Here is a 17,917-nt window from a genome sequence, read left to right on the forward strand (position 1 = left end):
CGCCGGATGGCGGACCGAAGGGGCGGGCGCTACTCCGCTGCCGCCGCCAGGGTCAGGCCCGGCACGGTGATGCCGATGTCGCGCAGGAGCTCGGCATCCGAATCGGTCTCGTTGTTCGCCGTGGTCAGCAGCCGCTCGCCGTAGAAGATCGAGTTGGCCCCGGCGAGGAAGCAGAGGATCTGCGCCTCGCGGGTAAGGCCCTTGCGGCCGGCGCTGAGGCGCACGCGGGCGCGGGGCATCACGATGCGGGCGGTGGCGCACATCCGCACGAGGTCGAGGGGGTCGACGGCGGGGCGGTCCTCCAGGGGCGTGCCCTCCACCGCCACGAGCGCGTTGATCGGCACGCTCTCGGGGTGCGGCGCGTGGTTGGCCAGCACCTGGAGCATGCTCGCCCGGTCCTTCACCCCCTCGCCCATGCCGACGATGCCGCCGCAGCAGACGCCGATACCGGCATCGCGCACGTTCTGGAGCGTGGTGAGGCGGTCCTCGTAGGTGCGGGTCGAGATGATGTCGCCGTAGAAGTCGGGGCCGGTGTCGAGGTTGTGGTTGTAGGAGGTCAGCCCGGCCTCCGCGAGGCGCTCGGCCTGCGCAGGCGAGAGCATGCCGAGGGTGACGCAGGCCTCCATGCCGAGGCCGCGCACGCCGCGCACCATCGCCAGCACGGCGTCGAATTCCGGCCCGTCCTTGGGCTGGCGCCAGGCCGCCCCCATGCAGAAGCGGTGGGCGCCCGCCGCCTTGGCCTCGGCCGCCTCCCGCAGCACGGCATCGACCGGCATCAGGCGCTCGCGGGCCATGCCGGTGCCCTTGTGGTGGGCGGATTGCGGGCAGTAGGCGCAATCCTCGGGGCAGCCGCCGGTCTTGATCGACAGCAGGCTGGCTCGCTGGATGTCGGCCGGATCGTTGTGGGCGCGATGGACCTCCGCCGCCCGGAACACCAGGTCGAGGAGCGGGAGGTCGTGGATCGCCTGGATCTCGGCCACGGTCCAGTCGTGACGGATCGCGGCTGAGGCGGGAGCCGGGCGGGCGGCGAGGGGGGCCAGGGTGTCGGTCATAGCCCCCATGAGGCGAATCTCGGCCGGAAAATCAAGCCGGCCGCACGCCCTCAATGCGTCGGTTCGCCCGCCGCGACCTTGGCGGTCCAGTCGTCGAAGGCGATGATCTCCTGGCGCTGCTCGCCGAGCCCGGCGATGCCGAGGGTCATCACGTCGCCGCTGCGCAGGAAGCGGGGCGGCTTGCGCGCCATTCCGACGCCGGGGGGCGTGCCCGTGGTGATGATGTCCCCGGGCTCCAGCATCATGAAATGCGAGACGTAGGCGACGAGTTGCGCCGCGTCGAAGATCATCGTGGCCGTCGAACCCGTCTGCATCCGGGTGCCGTTGACGTCGAGCCACATGCCGAGATTCTTCAGGTCGGGAATCTCGTCGAGGGTGACGAGCCAGGGACCGAGGGGTCCGAAGGTCGGGCAGCCCTTGCCCTTCGTCCAGGTGCCCCCGCGCTCCATCTGGTACGCGCGCTCGGACACGTCGTTGCAGATGCAGGCGCCCGCCACGTAGGACAGGGCCTCGTTGGCGTGCACGTAGGAGGCGCGCGCGCCGATCACCAAAGCGAGTTCCACCTCCCAGTCGGTCTTGGCCGAGCCCTTGGGCAGGATGACCCGGTCGTTCGCCCCGGCGAGGCACGAGGGCGCCTTGTTGAAGAGGATCGGCTCCGGCGGAATGTCGGCGCCGATCTCGGCGGCATGGTCGCTGAAGTTCAGCCCGATGGCGACGAAGTTGCGGGTGCCGCCGACGCAGGGGCCGAGGCGGGTGTCCGCCGGCAGGGCCGGCAGGCTCGCCGGATCGAGCCGGCGCAGGCGCTCCAGGGTCTCGCGGGACAGGGCAGGCCCGGCGATGTCGCGCACATGGGCCGAGAGGTCGCGCAGGACACCCTGCGCATCGATGAGACCCGGCTTCTCGTCTCCGCTCGCGCCGTGGCGTACCAGTTTCATCGCTCGTGCCTCCGCATGGCTGTCCCCTGCCTGACATCGATCGGAGCGGGACGGGCGGCAAGGGGCAATCGGCGACGGATGGCCTGCCGTCTCACCGGCCGATCGTGCCGGGACGCCGGGCCCATGACCGGTCTGTCGCCGAAAGGTCACACCTCCGTCCGGAGATGCGCCGGGCGCATTTTTTCGCCCGCGCGGCTTACTCACGTCGACGAGAGTTTAGATGTGAACCATTCTGCCGGCATCCTCGCCAGAGCGCGCCCAGGCCTGCAATATCGCGCAAATTTCAGTATTGCTTTCGAACTATTCAGCAGTTTTATTTGTAAATCTTTGATTTGCGAAGTCGCGCCACTCGCGTCATTGTCGCTCCCAAGGTGCGAGGCCGTCCCGAACGGGACAGGACAAGCGAGCACCAACAATAGGGATGGGTCTGACGTCATGATGGGCACGATTCGGCGCCGTTCTCTGCGCGGCCTCGCGCGATCGGGAGTTTCCACGGCCATCCTCTGCGCCGGCGTGGCCGGCGCCTCGGCCGGCGCCTTCGGCATCCGCGAGCAGAGCACCGAGGCCCAGGGCCTCGCCTTCGCGGGCGCCGCCTCGGGATCCGGCGGCGTCTCCTCGATGTTCTGGAACCCCGCCACCGTGACCATGCGGCCGGGTTGGGTCACCGAGCAGAACCTGTCCTTCATCAACCTGTCGGCAAAGATCACGCCCGACGTGGGTACGAACCCGGCCTTCGGCCGCCTGGGCGACAGCGGCGAGCTCGGCCAGGGCGCGATCGTTCCGGCCGGGGCGACCTCCTACCAGATCAACGACCGCCTCTGGGTCGGCATCACCTCCGGCGCGCCCTTCGGCCTCGTGACCAAGCCGCGGCAGACCTGGTCGGGCGAGCTCTACGGCCGGTCGAGCCGCATCTTCTCCCTGGCCTTCAACCCGGTCATCGGCTTCAAGGTCAACGAGTGGCTCTCCATCGCCGCCGGCCCGAACATCGAGTATTTCAAGCTCGTCCTGCGCCAGGCCTTCATCCCGTCCCCGGTCTTCAACCCGGCGGCCCTGCCGAGCTCCGGCCTGAAGGGCGACTCCTGGGGCGTCGGGTTCACCGCGGGTGCGCTGATCACGCCGTTCGAGGGCACCGCGATCGGCGTCGGCTACCGCTCGTCGGTCCATCACGACATCGGCGGCCAGCTCATCCTGCCCGGGGCCCTGGCGGCGCTGGGCGGCGACATCAAGGCCAAGCTGAACACCCCCGAGAAGCTCAGTGTCGGCCTCACCCAGGCGATCACCCCGGTGGCCCGCGTCAATCTCGGCTTCGAGTGGGACAACTGGAGCCGCCTCGGGCTGGTCAACATCGTCTCGGCCGGCGCCCGCGCCGCGGCCCCGCCGCTGACCCTGAACTACAAGGACGGCTACACCTACTCCATCGGCGGCGAGTACGACTGGTCCCCGGCCCTGACGGTCCGGGCCGGCGTCGCCTACGAATCCTCCCCCATCGACTTCTCGAACCGGTCGGTGCGCCTGCCCGACGGCGACCGGGTGAACGTGTCGGTCGGCGGAAGCTACCGCTGGAGCGAGAAGCTGACCCTCAACGTCGCCTACTCGCACTTCTTCGTGGACAAGGGGCGGATCCTGGCCGGCCCCGGCCGCGACTACAACGTCCAGAACGTCGTCTTCGCAGGCGTGGCCGACAGCAGCGCCGACATCGTCTCGGTGGGCTTCCGCTACGTCTTCGGGGAGCCCGTCGCCGCCGCGCCGGCCCCCCTGGTGCGCAAGTTCTGAGGCGCCGGGTATTCAGGGCGGCGGAACCGCTGCGGTCCCGCCGTCGTCGAAGCGCTTCACGTAGAAGATCCGGTCATGGCCGGGCGGATAATCGGTGATCCGCCCGCACTCGGTGAAGCCGAGGCGCGCGTAGAAGCCGGGGGCCTGGAACGTCCAGGTGTCGAGCCAGATCCCGGACAGGCCGCGCCGGCGCGCCTCGGCCTCGGCCTGCCGCATCAGGCGCCGTCCCAGGCCCTGCCCGCGCGCCGGCCCCAGGGCCAGCAACTCCACGAAGAGCATGCCGTAGCCGTGCCGGCCCCAGAGGCCGCCGACGATGGCGCCGTCCGCATCCCGCACCGTGAGGGCGAGGAGGCCCCAGTCGCCGCCCGGCACCTGCGCCTCGTTACAGGCGACGAGGGGCGCCAGGATCGCGGTCCGCATCCCCGGGTCGGGCTCCGCCTCCAGGCGGATCGTCCAATCGGACCCCGTCGCGGCGACGCTCACGCCTTCATGCGAACATAGGTGCCGGGCGCCGGGCCCAGCGAAGCGAGGCCGCCTTCGCCCGGCACCCGTGCCGGGACGCGGGCGGGGGCCTGGTGCTCCAGCCACGCGAACCAGTAGGGCCACCAGGAGCCCTTGGTCTCGGTGGCCGCCGCCATCCAGTCCTCGAACCGGCCCTTGGCCGGCCCTCCGGTCCAGAAGCCGTATTTCGGCTTGGCCGGCGGGTTCACCACCCCGGCGATATGGCCCGAGCCGGCGAGCACGTAGTCGACCGGTCCGCCGAACTTCGCGGATCCCTCGAACACCGACAGGGCGGGCGCGATGTGGTCCTCCTTGGTGGCGAGGTTGAAGATCGGGATCTTCACCTTCTTCAGGTCGAGCCGGACGTTGCCGAGGATCATCTTGCCCTGCGCGAGCGTGTTGTTCAGGTAGCAGTTGCGCAGGTAGAACGAGTGGTTGGCCGCCGGCATCCGGGTGGAATCGGCGTTCCAGTACAGCAGGTCGAAGGGCATCGGCGTCTGGCCCTTGACGTAGTTGTTGACCACGTAGGACCAGATCAGGTCGTTGGGGCGCAGCATGTTGAAGGCGGTCGCCATGCCGGTGCCTTCGAGGTAACCGCGCTTCTGCATCCGCGACTCGATCAGGCGGATCTGATCCTCGTCGGCGAACACCTTCAGGTCGCCCGCATGGGTGAAGTCCACCTGCGTGGTCAGGAAGGTGGCGCTCTTGATGCGCTTGTTGCCGGTGGCGGCCTGCATCGCCAGGGTCACGGCCAGGAGGGTGCCGCCGACGCAGTAGCCCGCCGCCGCGACCTCGTTCTCGCCGGTGGCGACCCCGATGGCATCGATCGCGGTCTCGATGCCCTCCCGCATGTAGCTCTCGAAATCCTTGTCGGCGTGGCGCGCATCCGGGTTGACCCAGGAGATGCAGAACACCGTCAGGCCCTGGCCGACCATCCAGGCGATCAGGCTCTTCGAGGGGTTCAAGTCGAGGATGTAGAACTTGTTGATCCAGGGCGGCACGATCAGGAACGGCCGCTTGAGCACCGTCTCCGTGGTCGGCGCGTACTGGATCAGCTCCATCAGGTCGTTGCGGAAGACGACCTCGCCCGGCGTCACCGCGACGTTGACGCCGACCTCGAAACCCGCCGCCGGATCGGTCTGGCGCACCCGGAGCTGCCCCTTGCCGGCCTCGATGTCCTCGGCGAGCATCTTCATGCCGCGCACCAGGTTGGCGCCGTTCTCTTGGAGGGTGTGCCGGATCAGCTCCGGGTTGGTCATCACGAAGTTCGAGGGCGACAGCGCCCCGGTGATCTGGCGCAGGTAGAACTGCGCCTTGTGCCGGGTGTGCTCGTCGATGCCCTCGGCCTCGTCCACGAGGCCCTCGGCCCAGCGGGAGGTGATGAGATAGCTCTGCTTGATGAAGTCGAAGATCGGGTTGGTGGACCATTCCGCATGGGCGAAGCGGTTGTCCTTCGGCTCGGGCTCGGCCACGGGCGGAGCGCTCTCGCCCTGCAGGCGCTGCCAGGTCGAGCCCCAGAGGGTGATGAAGGCCTCGCTCAGCTTCGTCTGTGCCTCGACGGTCTTCTTCGGGTCGGCGAGCCAGGTCTCGGCGACGCTGCCGAGGGTGCGGACCACGTCCTTGACCTCCTCGGGCGGCTCGACCGCCTCGACCGGCAGGGCGTCCGGCGTGCCCACGGGCTTCATGTAGCGCGACGCGGCCCGGCCGAATTCCTCGACCAGCAGGCTCGCGTTGCGGGACAGGGCCTCGATGTCGGGCAGCGGTGTCGTCCGTTCGGTCGTCACGCGTGCATCTCTCCCCGAGTGTGGCCGAACCTTTGGCCGCACGACGCCTGCCGCACGGTCGAGGGGGCCTCGTTTCCGACAAATTAACGCGCCATCGCGGAGTTCCGCCAGAGCGCACGCCTCCAAAACGGCCGACTTCTCCCATGTCCGGGCTTCACAACTCTCAGTTTGTCGCGGTCCTCGCCGTGGCCCTCCTGCTCGCGGGATGTTCCGGCGACCTGAATCCCATGCGGATCGCCTACGGCACCGGCGAGGCCGGGCCGCCCGCCAAGGCGCCGGACTTCGTGGCCCAGTCCCGCCGCGGCGGCGACGACTTCATGCCGGTGGGCGTCTCCGCCCCGGCCCGGCCGATCCGGGCCAAGACGCCCGAGGGCACCAAGGCCCTGGAGGCGGAGCTCGTCGCGGCGCGCGGGCGCAACGAAGCGCGCGGCCGGTCCGCCGAGGGCGCGGCCCAGGCCGCCAAGCCGTAGGCCCCCCAGATATCGTTCGGCGTCGGGGCACAAAACTGCTAGACGGGAAGCGAGCGTGCGGATTCTGCGACGGCCCTGCGCCAGGCGAGGCCGTCAAAAGACGTCCGGATTCCACCCGAGGGACATCCGGAGAAGACCACGCCACCATCTCGGGATGATGACAGCTTCGCGCCGGGTGACGCTCGCCGCCCCGCGCCCCCATTCGTATCTCTCGCTCGTTTTCTCGGACATCGTGAAGGCCATGACCGACTTCCACCGCATCAAGCGCCTGCCCCCCTACGTGTTCGAGCAGGTGAACCGGATCAAGGCCCAGGCCCGCGCCAACGGCGCCGACATCATCGACCTCGGCATGGGCAACCCGGACCTCGACGCCCCGAAGCACGTCATCGCCAAGCTGGTGGAAACCGCCGGCCGTCCGCGTACCGACCGCTACTCCGCCTCGAAGGGCATCGCCGGCCTGCGCCGCGCCCAGGCGAACTATTACAAGCGCCGCTTCGGCGTGAGCCTGAACCCCGACACCCAGGTGGTGGCGACGCTGGGTTCGAAGGAGGGCTTCGCCAACATGGCGCAGGCGATCACGGCGCCGGGCGACGTGGTGCTGGTGCCGAACCCGAGCTACCCGATCCACGCCTTCGGCTTCCTCATGGCCGGCGGCGTCATCCGCTCGGTGCCGGCCGAGCCGACGCCCGCCTTCTTCCCCGCGGTGGAGAAGGCGATGCAGCACTCGATCCCGAAGCCGGTGGCGATCGTGGTCTGCTATCCCTCGAATCCCACCGCCTACGTGGCGAGCCTCGACTTCTATCGGGACCTCGTCGCCTTCGCGAAGCGCCACGAGATCATCATCCTGTCGGACCTCGCCTATGCGGAGGTCTACTTCGACGGCGATCCGCCGCCCTCCGTGCTGGAGATCCCGGGCGCCATCGACTGCACGGTGGAGTTCTCGTCCCTGTCGAAGACGTTCTCCATGGCCGGCTGGCGCATGGGCTTCGCGGTGGGCAACGAGCGCCTGCTCGCCGCGCTCACCCGCGTGAAGTCCTACCTCGATTACGGCGCCTTCACGCCGATCCAGGTCGCCGCCACCGCCGCCCTGAACGGGCCGGAGGACTGCATCGTCGAGATGCGCGGGATTTACAAGAAGCGCCGCGACGCGCTGGTCGAGTCCTTCGGCAAGACCGGCTGGAAGATCCCGACCCCGTCGGCCTCGATGTTCGCCTGGGTGCCGATCCCCGAGAAGTACCAGGCGCTGGGCAGCCTCGAATTCTCGAAGCTCCTCCTCGAGAAGTCCGACGTGGCGGTGGCCCCCGGCATCGGCTTCGGCGAGCACGGCGACAACTACGTCCGCATCGCGCTCGTGGAGAACGAGCAGCGCATCCGGCAGGCGGCGCGCAACGTCCGGCGCTTCTTCGAGACCTCGGACAAGACGCTGCACAACGTGGTGCCGATGCCCGAGGCGTCCCTGTCGAAGGCCGGCTGAGGCTCCCTCGTCTGGATCTCGGGCCCGGATCCAGGGACGGGATCTAGAGCCCGGATGTTGCGGCCGGGAGACAGCCGTCCGCAAAGCTTGTCGAAACGCACCGATGCGCTTGTCACGGCGCGGCGCGCTCCGCAGGGTCCCAGCGATACCGCGCCGCGTTTCCTGTCTGCGCGCGGTGCGTTCGCCGAGGCCCGAGGATCGTATGCGTCGCCTGACCCTTCGTCGCCTGCCCCTTGCCGTCGCCCTGGTGCTGAGCGCCTCCGCGGGCGCCTGCGCGCCGAAGCCGATCGTCGCCCGCGACCCGGTTCCGGCACCCGAGCCGACGCTCGGCTACGAGTGCAGCTCGCGGCCGACCGTGCTGAACGGATTCTATTCCACCTGCGAACCGGCGCTCCAGGAGCGTTCGGTCGTGGTCCGCGCCAAGGGCTGAGCCCCCCGGAACGCGTCGCAGGGCCGGGCCGATGTCCGGCCGTCGACGTCTCGAGGCCGCGCGTCGCGGCCGCTTTCCCACAGGACAGCGACGAATGTCGCGCTCCCGCGACCGAACGGACACGGACAGGAACGCGGGATTGGGGCAGGATGCCCCCGGGCGCGTCCCTCCGGGTCTTCAGGTTGCCCGCCGGAGTTTGATCGTGGTGCTGATGATGCGGACCCTCCTCGCTGCTGGCCTGATCGGTCTCGGGTTCACCCTTGGTGCCTCCGCGCAGACCCTCTATCTCGGCGCGAACGGCCCCGTGGTGCTGCCGACGAGCCCGAGCTCCGGCCGGCCGATCCCGGACGTTCCCGAGGCGGTGCCGGTGCCGAGCGTGATGAACGGCGGCGGATTCGGCCTGACCGGAACCGAGTATTTCAGCGACGGCCTCAGCGAGGGCCCGCTCAACCAGCGCCACCGCCCGCGCGAATTCGTCCTGGCGCCGGCCCGCATCGGCCCGCCGGACTACGTCCGCCCCGCCCTCCGCTAGCGCCGGTCGGCCCGGCGGCACTGCCTGGGGTCATCGCGTCCCCGGGGACCGATCCGCCTTCCGTCACGACCGGTGCCGAAGGGCAGGCACAGCCACGTGCGTGGGCTCGCCCCCCTTGCGCCGGCGCGCCGACCGGGGGCGCGACGCGTCCTCGGTTTCGCTCCCCGGCGTTTACACCATCCGGCCGGCCCGGTATCACCCGGTCCCACACCCCGAACACACGAGCCCGAAACACCAGATGCGCGCCGAGATCGAACAACTCTCGGATGCCGCCAAGCAGTCGATCGGACTGCTGAGGAGGCATCTTTGACTGGGATACCGTCGAGAAACGCCTCGCGGAGCTGAACGCGGCTTCCGAGAATCCCGAGCTCTGGAACGACGCCGAGGCCGCCCAGAAGGTCATGCGCGAGCGCACCCAGCTCGATGACGCGGTCAACGCGATCAAGAAGCTGAGCCAGGACCTCGAGGACGCCCACACGCTGATCGAACTCGGCGAGATGGAGGGCGACGAGGCCACCATCCAGGAGGGCGAGGCGGGCGTGCGCGCCGTCGAGAAGGAGGCCGCGCGGCGCCAGATCGAGACGCTGCTCTCCGGCGAGGCCGACGGCTTCGACACCTACCTAGAGGTCCATTCCGGCGCCGGCGGCACCGAGAGCCAGGACTGGGCCAACATGCTTCAGCGCATGTATGGCCGCTGGGCCGAGCGCCGGAAGTACAAGGTCGAGATCGTCGAGTGGTCGGATGGCGACGAGGCCGGGATCAAGGGCGCCACGCTCCTGATCAAGGGCCACAACGCCTATGGCTGGCTCAAGACCGAGTCCGGCGTGCACCGGCTGGTGCGGATCTCGCCCTACGATTCGAGCGCGCGCCGCCACACCAGCTTCGCCAGCGTCTGGGTCTATCCGGTCATCGACGACCGGATCGAGATCGAGATCAAGGAATCCGACTGCCGCATCGACACCTACCGGTCGTCGGGCGCGGGCGGCCAGCACGTCAACACCACCGATTCGGCGGTGCGCATCACGCACATTCCGACGGGCATCGTGGTGGCGTGCCAGCAGGAGCGTTCGCAGCACAAGAACCGGGCCACCGCCTGGAACATGCTACGCGCCCGCATGTACGAGGCCGAGCTGAAGAAGCGGGAGGAGAAGGCCAGTGCCGAGGCCGCCGCGAAGACCGACATCGGCTGGGGTCATCAGATCCGCAGCTACGTGCTGCAGCCCTACCAGCTCGTGAAGGACCTGCGCACCGGCACCCAGTCCACCGATCCCGATGCGGTGCTGGACGGCTCCCTCGATCCGTTCATGGAAGCGTCCCTCGCCCAGCGCGTCTATGGCGGGGCGGATGTGGTCGAGGACATCGAGTAGGGCGCGCGCCCGCTCCCGGGTGGTCGGACGGCGTTTCCCGGCTTCGGGAAAACGCCGCGCCGGCTCCCTCGTCGGGGTATCTCGACGCGAAGCGGGGCCGGCGGAGGGCCGGTCAGAGCACGTCGGCGGCTCTGAGAAAGCGCACCGGGTCGACCGGCTCGCCGTCGATGCGGGTCTCGTAATGCAGGTGGCTGCCGGTGGAGCGGCCGGTGGAGCCCACGCGTCCGACGATCGTGCCCGGCTCGACCCATTGGCCCGGCGATACGTCGAAGGCCGAGAGGTGCGCGTAGCGGGTGACGAGTCCGTGGCCGTGATCGACCTCGACCATGTTGCCGTAGCCGCCATTGTACTCGGCCACCGTGATGCGCCCCGCCGCCGTGGCGCGGGCCGGCTCTCCGGTCTCCGCCCGCATGTCCATGCCGGTATGCATGGCGTAGCCGCGGGTGAACGGATCGAGGCGGGGGCCGAAATTGCTGGACAGGCTGAGGTCCCCGGAGAGCGGACGGCGCACGGGGAGGGCCGCCGTGATCCGGCGCAGATGCGCCTCCTCGGCCAGGGAGCGCTGAACCTCCGACAGGGATAGGGCGAACGCGTCGCCGCTCAGGGGCACCAGCGGCCCACCGATCCCGGCCGGACGCTCGTGCTCGTAGCGGGCGGGATCGAGACCGAGGCGGGCGACGAGGCCGCGCAGGCGCTGGGCGCCTTTGCCGGCCCGCGCCCCGATCGTGGCGAGCACGCGGGACTGCGCCTCGGCGAGGCCGTCCAGGCGCTGCTCCAGGGCCGCGACCCTTCCCTCGACCGCGCGGGCGGATTGTCGCCCGGAGGCGGGGTCGGCGGCGGTCCGGAGCTGGAGCGCATCGGGGGTCGGGAACGGCTTGGCGCCTGACAGGGTGCCCGGCAGGAAAGTGGACGGGCCCTTGATCGCGGGCTCGGGCGCCTCGCTCACGGGGGCGGCCAGCGTCGCGGCGCCGGGATCGCCCGCGAGGGTGGCGATGGCGGCCTGGCGGGCCTCAAGCGCGGCCTGCCGGCGCGCGAGCTCGGCCATGCGCTGGGCGAGGCCGTCGCGCGACGCCGCCTGCTCCATCGTCACCCGGTCGAGCTGCAGGCGCAGGGTGCCGATCCGCTCCTCGTAGCCGTACTGGAGGGCGCTCTGCTGCGAGACGAAGCGGGCCAGCACCTCGTCGTGGAAGACGAGGTAGTACGTCGCCCCGCCGGCCCAGGCGACGGCGACGGCCAGCGCTCCGGCGAGGAGGCGGGACCGCAGCGTTGAGGCCGGGCCGGCGGGGACGACGCGGTTCGCCGTCGAGGAGGATTTCCGGGAAGACGATGGCATGGGACGCGTGACCTGATCCACCGCGTCACCCTGCCCGGATCAGGGTTAACGAACCGCCAAGGCGCAGCCCCGACGATTCATCATACGAAATCCAGTCCTCAGGCCAGGTCGCGGGCGGCGGCCAGCACCGCCTCGGCATGGCCCGGCACCTTCACCTTCGGCCAGATCCGGGCGATGCGACCCGCGCGGTCCAGGAGCATCGTCGTACGCTCCACGCCCATGTATTTCCGGCCGTACATGCTCTTCTCGACCCACACGCCATAGGCCTCGAGCATGGCCTTGCCCTCGTCGGAGGCCAGCGGAAAGGTGAGGGCGTACTTCGCGCGGAACTTGTCGTGGCTCTTCACCGAGTCCGGCGACACCCCGATCACGATGGTGTCAGCCGCGGCAAAGTCGGGGCCGAGGGCGTTGAAGCCCTGCGCCTCCAGGGTACAACCGCTCGTGTCGTCCTTGGGGTAGAAGTACAGGACCGCCTTGCGGCCCGACAGGTCCCCGAGGCTGATCGTCTCGTCGCCGGCGCCCGGCAGGGTGAAGTCGGGCGCCTGATCTCCGGTATCGAGGGGCATCATGCCTTCCTTTCGGCCGATTGATGGTGTGCCTCTGGCGTTGCACCGCGACGGGAGTTCCACGCCCCGGCGCACCAGGACCGACGAACGCCAAAGACCCGCGCAAGCAGAAACCCGTAGGACTGCCGCTCGATAGCCCGAGGGGACGTTCCGATCCAGCGGCACAAGGATTGATGGACCAGGAAACGGCCAAAGGTTCGCGGCCCGCGCGGCCCGCCGCACGGCGGCGGCCGCTGCTTTGGATTGCGGCCGCCCTGGTGGTCGGCCTGACGGTCGCCGTCGGCGGAGTCATCGGCCGCCTGTCGATGGGTCCCCTGCGCATCGACGGCATGTCGGAGCGCGTGGCCTCGGCCATCGCCGGCAGCATCGGTCCCGGCTGGCGCGTCGCTCTCAGCGACAGCGCCCTGGAGCTCGACGCGGAGCAGTCCCTGGCCCTGCGCGTCGCCGGTCTCGACATCCACAATCCCGAGGGCGCCCTCGTGGTCCGGGCGCCCCTGGCCGTGGTCAGCCTCGACACCTGGAGCCTTCTGCGCCTTGCGGTGCAGCCGCGGGCCATCGAGTTCCGGGACCTGCAGATGACGGCCCTGGTCCACCGCAACGGCAGCATCGCCTTCGCGGCCTCCGACAGCAGCCCGGGCAGCGCGGTGGTGCCCCACACGCTGCCGAGCGTCGATGCCGCGGCCGGCCACGTCTCGCCGATCTCCGCCAGCGTCGCCTCGATCTTCGGGGTGGTGCTCGATTCCGCCGGCGTGATCGGCGCCCTCGACCGGGCGCGGATCACCAACGGACGCCTCACGCTCATCGACGACGATGCCCGCCAGCGCGCCGTGTTCGAGCACGTCAACGGCCTGTTCCGCCGCGATGCCGTGCGCGACGCCCGGGTCTTCGAACTGCGCATCGACGGGCCGCACGGGGAATGGCGCTTCGGCGGCGACCTGCACGAGGCCGGGGGCACCAAGCGCACCGGCATCATCACCCTCGACGACCTGCCGATCAGCGACCTCCTCCTCCTGTCCGGCCAGTCGAAGCTGCCGGTGGACACCGACCTCAAGCTCTCGGCCAAGGCCGACGTGGCGATCGATGCCGGGCGCATCGAGACGATGACGGCCGAGATCCGCACCGGCGGCGGCAACGTCCTGATCGAGGAGAAGGACTTCAACCCGGTCACCATCGACAGCCTCGCGGCCGCGGTGAGCTGGGACGAGGCCGGCCGGGCGATGAAGCTCGACGCCCTCGATTATCGCGGGGCCGGCAACGCGGTGCACCTCACCGGCGCCTGGACTGCGGCGCCCGCGGGCGCGGATTCCGCCTGGACCCTGGAACTGGCGGGCAGGGACGCGGTGCTGCGCGGGGCCAATGCGGCCGACAAGCCCGTCGGCCTCGACACGGTCTCGGCCCATCTCACCGGCAAGGCCGGCGGGATCGTCATCGACGACTTCTCGGTCCGGGCCGGTGCCGCCAACGGCCGGATCACCGGGACCATCGGGACCTCGGCCGACGATGACGGGCTGACCCTGCACATCGTCGCCGGCGACACCGACGGGCGGATGGCGCTGCGCCTCTGGCCCGAGCACGTGGCGCCGCCCGCCCGCAACTACCTCGTGGACAACCTGCGCGGCGGAAAGGTCAACGCGGTCGACATCACCGTGGACATGAGCGGCTCGGAACTCGCCGCCGCCACCCGCGGCGAGCCGATGCCCGACAACGCGGTCCATATCGATTTCGCGGTCTCCGACGCCACCCTGATCGTGGTGCCCGACTCGCCGCCGCTCACGCGGGGGCGGGTGACCGGCACGATCACCGGACAGACGACCAAGATCCGCAACGTCACCGCCGATGTCCGCATGGCGGACAACCGGACCCTGTCGATCTCGGATGGATCCTTCGTGATCCCCAAGATCACCCCCGACACGGTGACGGCGCAGATCGGGCTGCGCCTCAGCGGCGGCGCCGACGCCCTGGTCTCGCTGCTGCAGACCAACATGTTCAAGACCCTCACGGGCCTCGACCTCGATCCCGGGACGGTGAAGGGCGCCGCGGACCTGCGCATCGACTTCCCCCTCAACCTGAAGCACATCCCCGACCTGCCCGACCTGCCGGTGAGCATCACCGGGACCCTGTCGGACATCGCGGTCGACAAGGTGTTCGGGAAGGAGCGGCTCGAGGGCGGACGCTTCGCGGTCCTCTGCGAGCGGGGCGCCTTCTCGCTCAAGGGCGACGGCCGAGTCATGGGTACGCCGATCACGGTGGACCTGCGCCAGCCCAAGGCCGGCGCGCCCGGCGAGGTGAATATCGGCCTGGCCATCGACGACGCCCTGCGGGCCCGCAAGGGCCTGCCGGTGGCGCCCCAGATCACCGGCACCATCCCGGTCCGCCTGACCTTGCCGATCGGCCGGACCGGACTGGGCAAGCCCCCGATCCGCGTGGAGGCCGACCTCACCCGGATGGGGAGCGACGGGCTCCTGCCGGGCGTGACGAAGGCCGTCGGCAAGGCCGGACGCGCGAGCTTCACCGTGAGCGAGGGGGCGAACGGCAACCAGGACCTGCGCGATCTCGTCGTCGACGCGGGACCGCTGATGGCGCGCGGCAGCGCCAGCCTCAACGGCGACGGGGGGTTGGAGCGCGCGGATCTGACGGCGCTGAAGCTCTCGCCCGGGGACGACATGCGCGTCCAGGTCGACCGCACCGGCGGCAATGCCTATCGGGTCGCCGTCCGGGGCGCCGTGGCCGATGCGCGCCCGTTCTTGCGCGGACTCGGCGGGCCCGACGTCAAGGGGGCCCGGGATGCGAACCCGAAGGATGTCGAGGCCGATCTCAGCCTCGGCATCGTCAGCGGCTTCAACGGGGAATCCCTGACCAATGCCAGCGCCAAGCTCTCCTTGCGCGGCCGCGACCTGCGAAGCGGGCGCGTCCAGGGCAAGTTCAGCAGCGCGCCCTTCTCGGCGCAGGTGACCCACACCGATCGCGGCGCCTCGAGCGTCACCATCGAGACGCTGGATGCCGGCTCGACCCTGCGCTTCGCCGACATCTACAAGCGGATGTACGGCGGCAAGCTGATCATGACGAGCGCCCTGAACGACGGGCCGCAGCCGGGCTCCGTCCAGATCCGCAACTTCATCCTGCGCAACGAGCCGGCCCTGTCCAGCATCATGGCGCAGGGGCCGGCCACCAGCGAGGTCGTGGATTCCCGCGGCCGGAAATACGTCGTGCAGAATGCCGGCAACGACGTGGAGTTCGACCGCCTGCGGGCGATCTTCACGCGCACAGGCAGCCGGATCGACATCAGCGACGCGGCGATCTCGAACCCCGCCATGGGCTTCACCATGACGGGCTTCCTCGACACCGCCAAGGAGCGCACCGACATCAACGGCACCTTCGTGCCGCTCTACGGCCTGAACAACGTCGTCTCCCAGCTGCCGATCCTCGGCCAGCTCCTCGGTGGCGGCCGGAACGAGGGCCTGTTCGCCCTGAACTTCCGGGTGTCCGGCCGCCTCGCCAAGCCGGACGTGAGCGTGAACCCGCTCTCGGCCCTCGCCCCCGGCATCCTGCGCAAGCTGTTCAGCGCGGGCGGCGGCAATGACGGCCTCGCTGCGGGCGCGCCGATGAGCGAGACCGAGCGCTGAGGGGCTCGCCGTCCTGCGCGCGACCCCGCTCCGGGATCCCCATGGTCAGCCCGCGCCCGCGATCCCGTCGAGCTCCGCCAGCGCGTCCGCCGGCAGGGACAGACCGGCGGCCGCCATGTTCTCGCGCAGGTGCTCCGGCGACGACGTGCCGGGGATCAGCAGGATGTTGGGCGCCCGGGCGAGGAGCCAGGCGAGGGCGACCTGCATCGGGGTCGCGCCGATGCGCGCGGCGACGGCCGACAGCGTCGTCGACTGGAGCGGGCTGAAGCCGCCCAGCGGAAAGAAGGGCACGTAGGCGATGCCGGCGGCGGAAAGGTCGTCGACCAGCGCGTCGTCCGCCCGCTGCGCGAGGTTGTAGGCGTTCTGCACGCAGACGATGGGCGTGATCGCGCGCCCCTCGGCCACCTGGCGCGGCGTCACGTTGCTGAGCCCGATCCGGCGCACGAGTCCCTGGCGCTGCAGGTCGACCAGGACGCCCAGGGGCTCCGCGATGGAGCCCTCGGCGGGACCGTGCGCGTCGAACATGATCCGCAGGTTCACCACATCCAGCGCCTCGACGCCGAGGTTTCTCAGGTTGTCGTGGACGGCGTGCGTCAGGTCCTCGGCCGAGGCGGCCGGGTTCCAGGAGGCGTCCGGTCCCCGCCGCGCCCCGACCTTGGTGACGAGGACGAGATCGTCCGGGTAGGGGTGCAGCGCTTCGCGGATGATCTGGTTCGTGACGTGGGGGCCGTAGAAATCGCTCGTGTCGATGTGATTCACACCGGAGGCCACCGCCTCCCGCAGCACGGCCACAGCACGAGCCCGGTCCTTCGGGGGGCCGAATACCTGCGGTCCGGCGAGCTGCATGGCACCGTAGCCCATCCGCTTCACCGTCCGGTCGCCGAGCCGGTAGGTGCCGGCTCCGTCGAGATCCTTCGCCCTGTCGCGATCGTTCATGGAAAACTCCTTTGCGCTGAGCTCCACCTAGCCCCTGCCGCCCCGCGCGATAATCCGGCACAATGCGCACGGGCCGTGCGGGGAAACGAACGATGCGCACCGATCTCGGGGAACTCGCGGCCTTCGTGGCCGTGGCGGAAGCCGGCGGCTTTCGCGACGGTGCCCGCACGAGCGGGCTCAGCGCCTCCGGACTGAGCGAGGCGGTGCGGCGCCTGGAGACGCGCCTCGGGGTCCGGCTCCTGAACCGGACCACCCGCAGCGTCGTCCCGACGGAGGCCGGCCTGCGTCTTCTGGAGCGCCTGAAACCGGCCCTCGGCGAGGTCGCGGCGGCGGTGGACGTGGTCAACGGCTTTCGCGATCGGCCGGCCGGCACGCTGAAGCTCAACGTGCCGGTGAGCGCGGCCCGGCTGGTGCTGCCCCGGATCGTCCCGCCCTTCCTGGCGGCCTATCCCGACATCCGCCTGGAGGTGATCGCCGACGACAGCTTCGTCGACGTGCTGGCCGCCGGCTGCGATGCCGGCATCCGCTACGACGAGCGCCTGGAGCAGGACATGGTGGCGGTCCCGATCGGCCCGCGGGAGCAGCGCTTCGCCACGGCGGCGGCGCCGGCCTATCTCGACCGGCACGGCCGGCCGGAGCACCCGCGCGACCTCCTCGACCATGCCTGCATCGGCGGCCGCTTCGCCAGCGGCGCCATGCCGGCCTGGGAGTTCGAGCGCGCCGGCGAGATCGTCCGGGTGGAGCCGACGGGGCCGCTGGTCGTGCGCGTCGGGGCGGCGACCGAACTCGCCATCGACGCGGCGATCGTCGGCGTCGGACTGTTGAACCTGTTCGAGGATTGGCTCCAGCCGCATTTCGACAGCGGCGCCCTGGAGCCCGTGCTGGAGCCCTGGTGGCAGCGGTTCTCCGGGCCGTTCCTGTACTATCCCGGGCGCCGCTACCTGCCGGCGCCGTTGCGCGCCTTCGTGGACTTCATCGCCCCCCGCCCTGGACGCAGGGGAGATCTCGCGGCGAACCATCCCCCGACGTCGCCTGGCACCCCGCTTCGGAATGTTTCGTGACGGACGGGGGATCGCGGTGCGTGGGCTCGGTGCCCCAGCGTCACGGGGGTCGACCGGACCCTACGGGAGAGGGGGATACC

At 70.3% G+C, this 17,917-nt stretch carries 15 protein-coding genes; 8 read left to right on the forward strand and 7 right to left on the reverse strand.

The window, feature by feature from the left end; translation table 11 throughout:
- Positions 1-29: 29 nt before the first annotated feature.
- Both bioB and ASG51_RS00740 read right to left on the reverse strand, forming a co-directional pair.
- The gene (gene bioB, locus ASG51_RS00735; RefSeq protein WP_056378449.1) at positions 30-1,052 is read right to left on the reverse strand and encodes a biotin synthase BioB; all 1,023 of its coding nucleotides are present in this window, start codon (positions 1,050-1,052) and stop codon (positions 30-32) included.
- Between the two features lie 50 nt (positions 1,053-1,102).
- Positions 1,103-1,987: a fumarylacetoacetate hydrolase family protein gene (locus ASG51_RS00740; protein WP_056211059.1), complete on the reverse strand. Its 885-nt coding sequence runs from the start codon at positions 1,985-1,987 to the stop codon at positions 1,103-1,105.
- A 438-nt stretch (positions 1,988-2,425) separates the two neighbouring features.
- On the opposite strand from ASG51_RS00740, the gene ASG51_RS00745 reads away from it, so the two are divergent.
- A complete protein-coding gene (locus ASG51_RS00745) occupies positions 2,426-3,760 on the forward strand; it encodes an outer membrane protein transport protein (RefSeq protein WP_056378909.1) in 1,335 nt (444 codons plus the stop codon).
- Between the two features lie 12 nt (positions 3,761-3,772).
- Here ASG51_RS00745 and ASG51_RS00750 read toward each other — a convergent pair whose 3' ends face one another.
- Together ASG51_RS00750 and phaC are read right to left on the reverse strand one after the other, a co-directional pair.
- A complete protein-coding gene (locus tag ASG51_RS00750) occupies positions 3,773-4,243 on the reverse strand; it encodes a GNAT family N-acetyltransferase (RefSeq protein ID WP_244480033.1) in 471 nt (156 codons plus the stop codon).
- Entirely contained in the window at positions 4,240-6,045 is a 1,806-nt protein-coding gene (phaC, locus tag ASG51_RS00755; RefSeq protein ID WP_056378451.1) for a class I poly(R)-hydroxyalkanoic acid synthase, read from the reverse strand. Before phaC ends, ASG51_RS00750 begins: the two co-directional genes overlap by 4 nt.
- 143 nt (positions 6,046-6,188) lie before the next feature.
- Here phaC and ASG51_RS00760 point away from each other — a divergent pair, with 143 nt between their 5' ends.
- The 5 genes from ASG51_RS00760 (at position 6,189) to prfB (ending at position 10,318) form a co-directional block, all read left to right on the forward strand.
- Entirely contained in the window at positions 6,189-6,515 is a 327-nt protein-coding gene (locus tag ASG51_RS00760) for a hypothetical protein (protein WP_056211063.1), read from the forward strand.
- 241 nt (positions 6,516-6,756) lie between these two features.
- The gene (locus ASG51_RS00765; RefSeq protein WP_056211437.1) at positions 6,757-7,989 is read left to right on the forward strand and encodes an LL-diaminopimelate aminotransferase; all 1,233 of its coding nucleotides are present in this window, start codon (positions 6,757-6,759) and stop codon (positions 7,987-7,989) included.
- 202 nt (positions 7,990-8,191) lie between these two features.
- A complete protein-coding gene (locus tag ASG51_RS00770; protein ID WP_056272751.1) occupies positions 8,192-8,419 on the forward strand; it encodes a hypothetical protein in 228 nt (75 codons plus the stop codon).
- Between the two features lie 211 nt (positions 8,420-8,630).
- Positions 8,631-8,951: a hypothetical protein gene (locus ASG51_RS00775; RefSeq protein WP_082487798.1), complete on the forward strand. Its 321-nt coding sequence runs from the start codon at positions 8,631-8,633 to the stop codon at positions 8,949-8,951.
- A 238-nt stretch (positions 8,952-9,189) separates the two neighbouring features.
- Positions 9,190-10,318 (forward strand): peptide chain release factor 2 gene (prfB, locus tag ASG51_RS00780; RefSeq protein ID WP_156375915.1). Its coding sequence is split into 2 segments (ribosomal slippage): positions 9,190-9,258 and positions 9,260-10,318, totalling 1,128 coding nucleotides; the frame shifts between segments, so codons are not numbered across the junction.
- 112 nt (positions 10,319-10,430) lie between these two features.
- On the opposite strand, the gene ASG51_RS00785 is transcribed toward prfB, so the two are convergent.
- On the reverse strand, positions 10,431-11,651 hold the full coding sequence (locus tag ASG51_RS00785) for a peptidoglycan DD-metalloendopeptidase family protein (protein WP_056378453.1): 1,221 nt from the start codon (positions 11,649-11,651) through the stop codon (positions 10,431-10,433).
- Positions 11,652-11,749: 98 nt separating this feature from the next.
- Positions 11,750-12,217 (reverse strand): peroxiredoxin, encoded by a 468-nt coding sequence (locus tag ASG51_RS00790; RefSeq protein WP_056211439.1) that lies wholly within the window; start codon positions 12,215-12,217, stop codon positions 11,750-11,752.
- Between the two features lie 173 nt (positions 12,218-12,390).
- On the opposite strand from ASG51_RS00790, the gene ASG51_RS00795 reads away from it, so the two are divergent.
- Positions 12,391-15,840, forward strand: coding sequence for a DUF3971 domain-containing protein (locus ASG51_RS00795; protein WP_056378455.1), 3,450 nt, complete (start codon positions 12,391-12,393; stop codon positions 15,838-15,840).
- A 45-nt stretch (positions 15,841-15,885) separates the two neighbouring features.
- Here ASG51_RS00795 and ASG51_RS00800 read toward each other — a convergent pair whose 3' ends face one another.
- Positions 15,886-16,776 carry an aldo/keto reductase family oxidoreductase gene (locus tag ASG51_RS00800; RefSeq protein ID WP_056378457.1) on the reverse strand — a complete coding sequence of 297 codons (891 nt, stop codon included), beginning with the start codon at positions 16,774-16,776 and terminating at the stop codon, positions 15,886-15,888.
- 92 nt (positions 16,777-16,868) lie between these two features.
- Between ASG51_RS00800 and ASG51_RS00805 the strand changes: the two genes are divergently transcribed.
- On the forward strand, positions 16,869-17,837 hold the full coding sequence (locus tag ASG51_RS00805; protein ID WP_082513812.1) for a LysR family transcriptional regulator: 969 nt from the start codon (positions 16,869-16,871) through the stop codon (positions 17,835-17,837).
- Positions 17,838-17,917 lie beyond the last annotated feature (80 nt).

The sequence above is a fragment of the Methylobacterium sp. Leaf465 genome, assembly GCF_001424705.1.
In the GTDB taxonomy this organism is placed as follows: domain Bacteria; phylum Pseudomonadota; class Alphaproteobacteria; order Rhizobiales; family Beijerinckiaceae; genus Methylobacterium.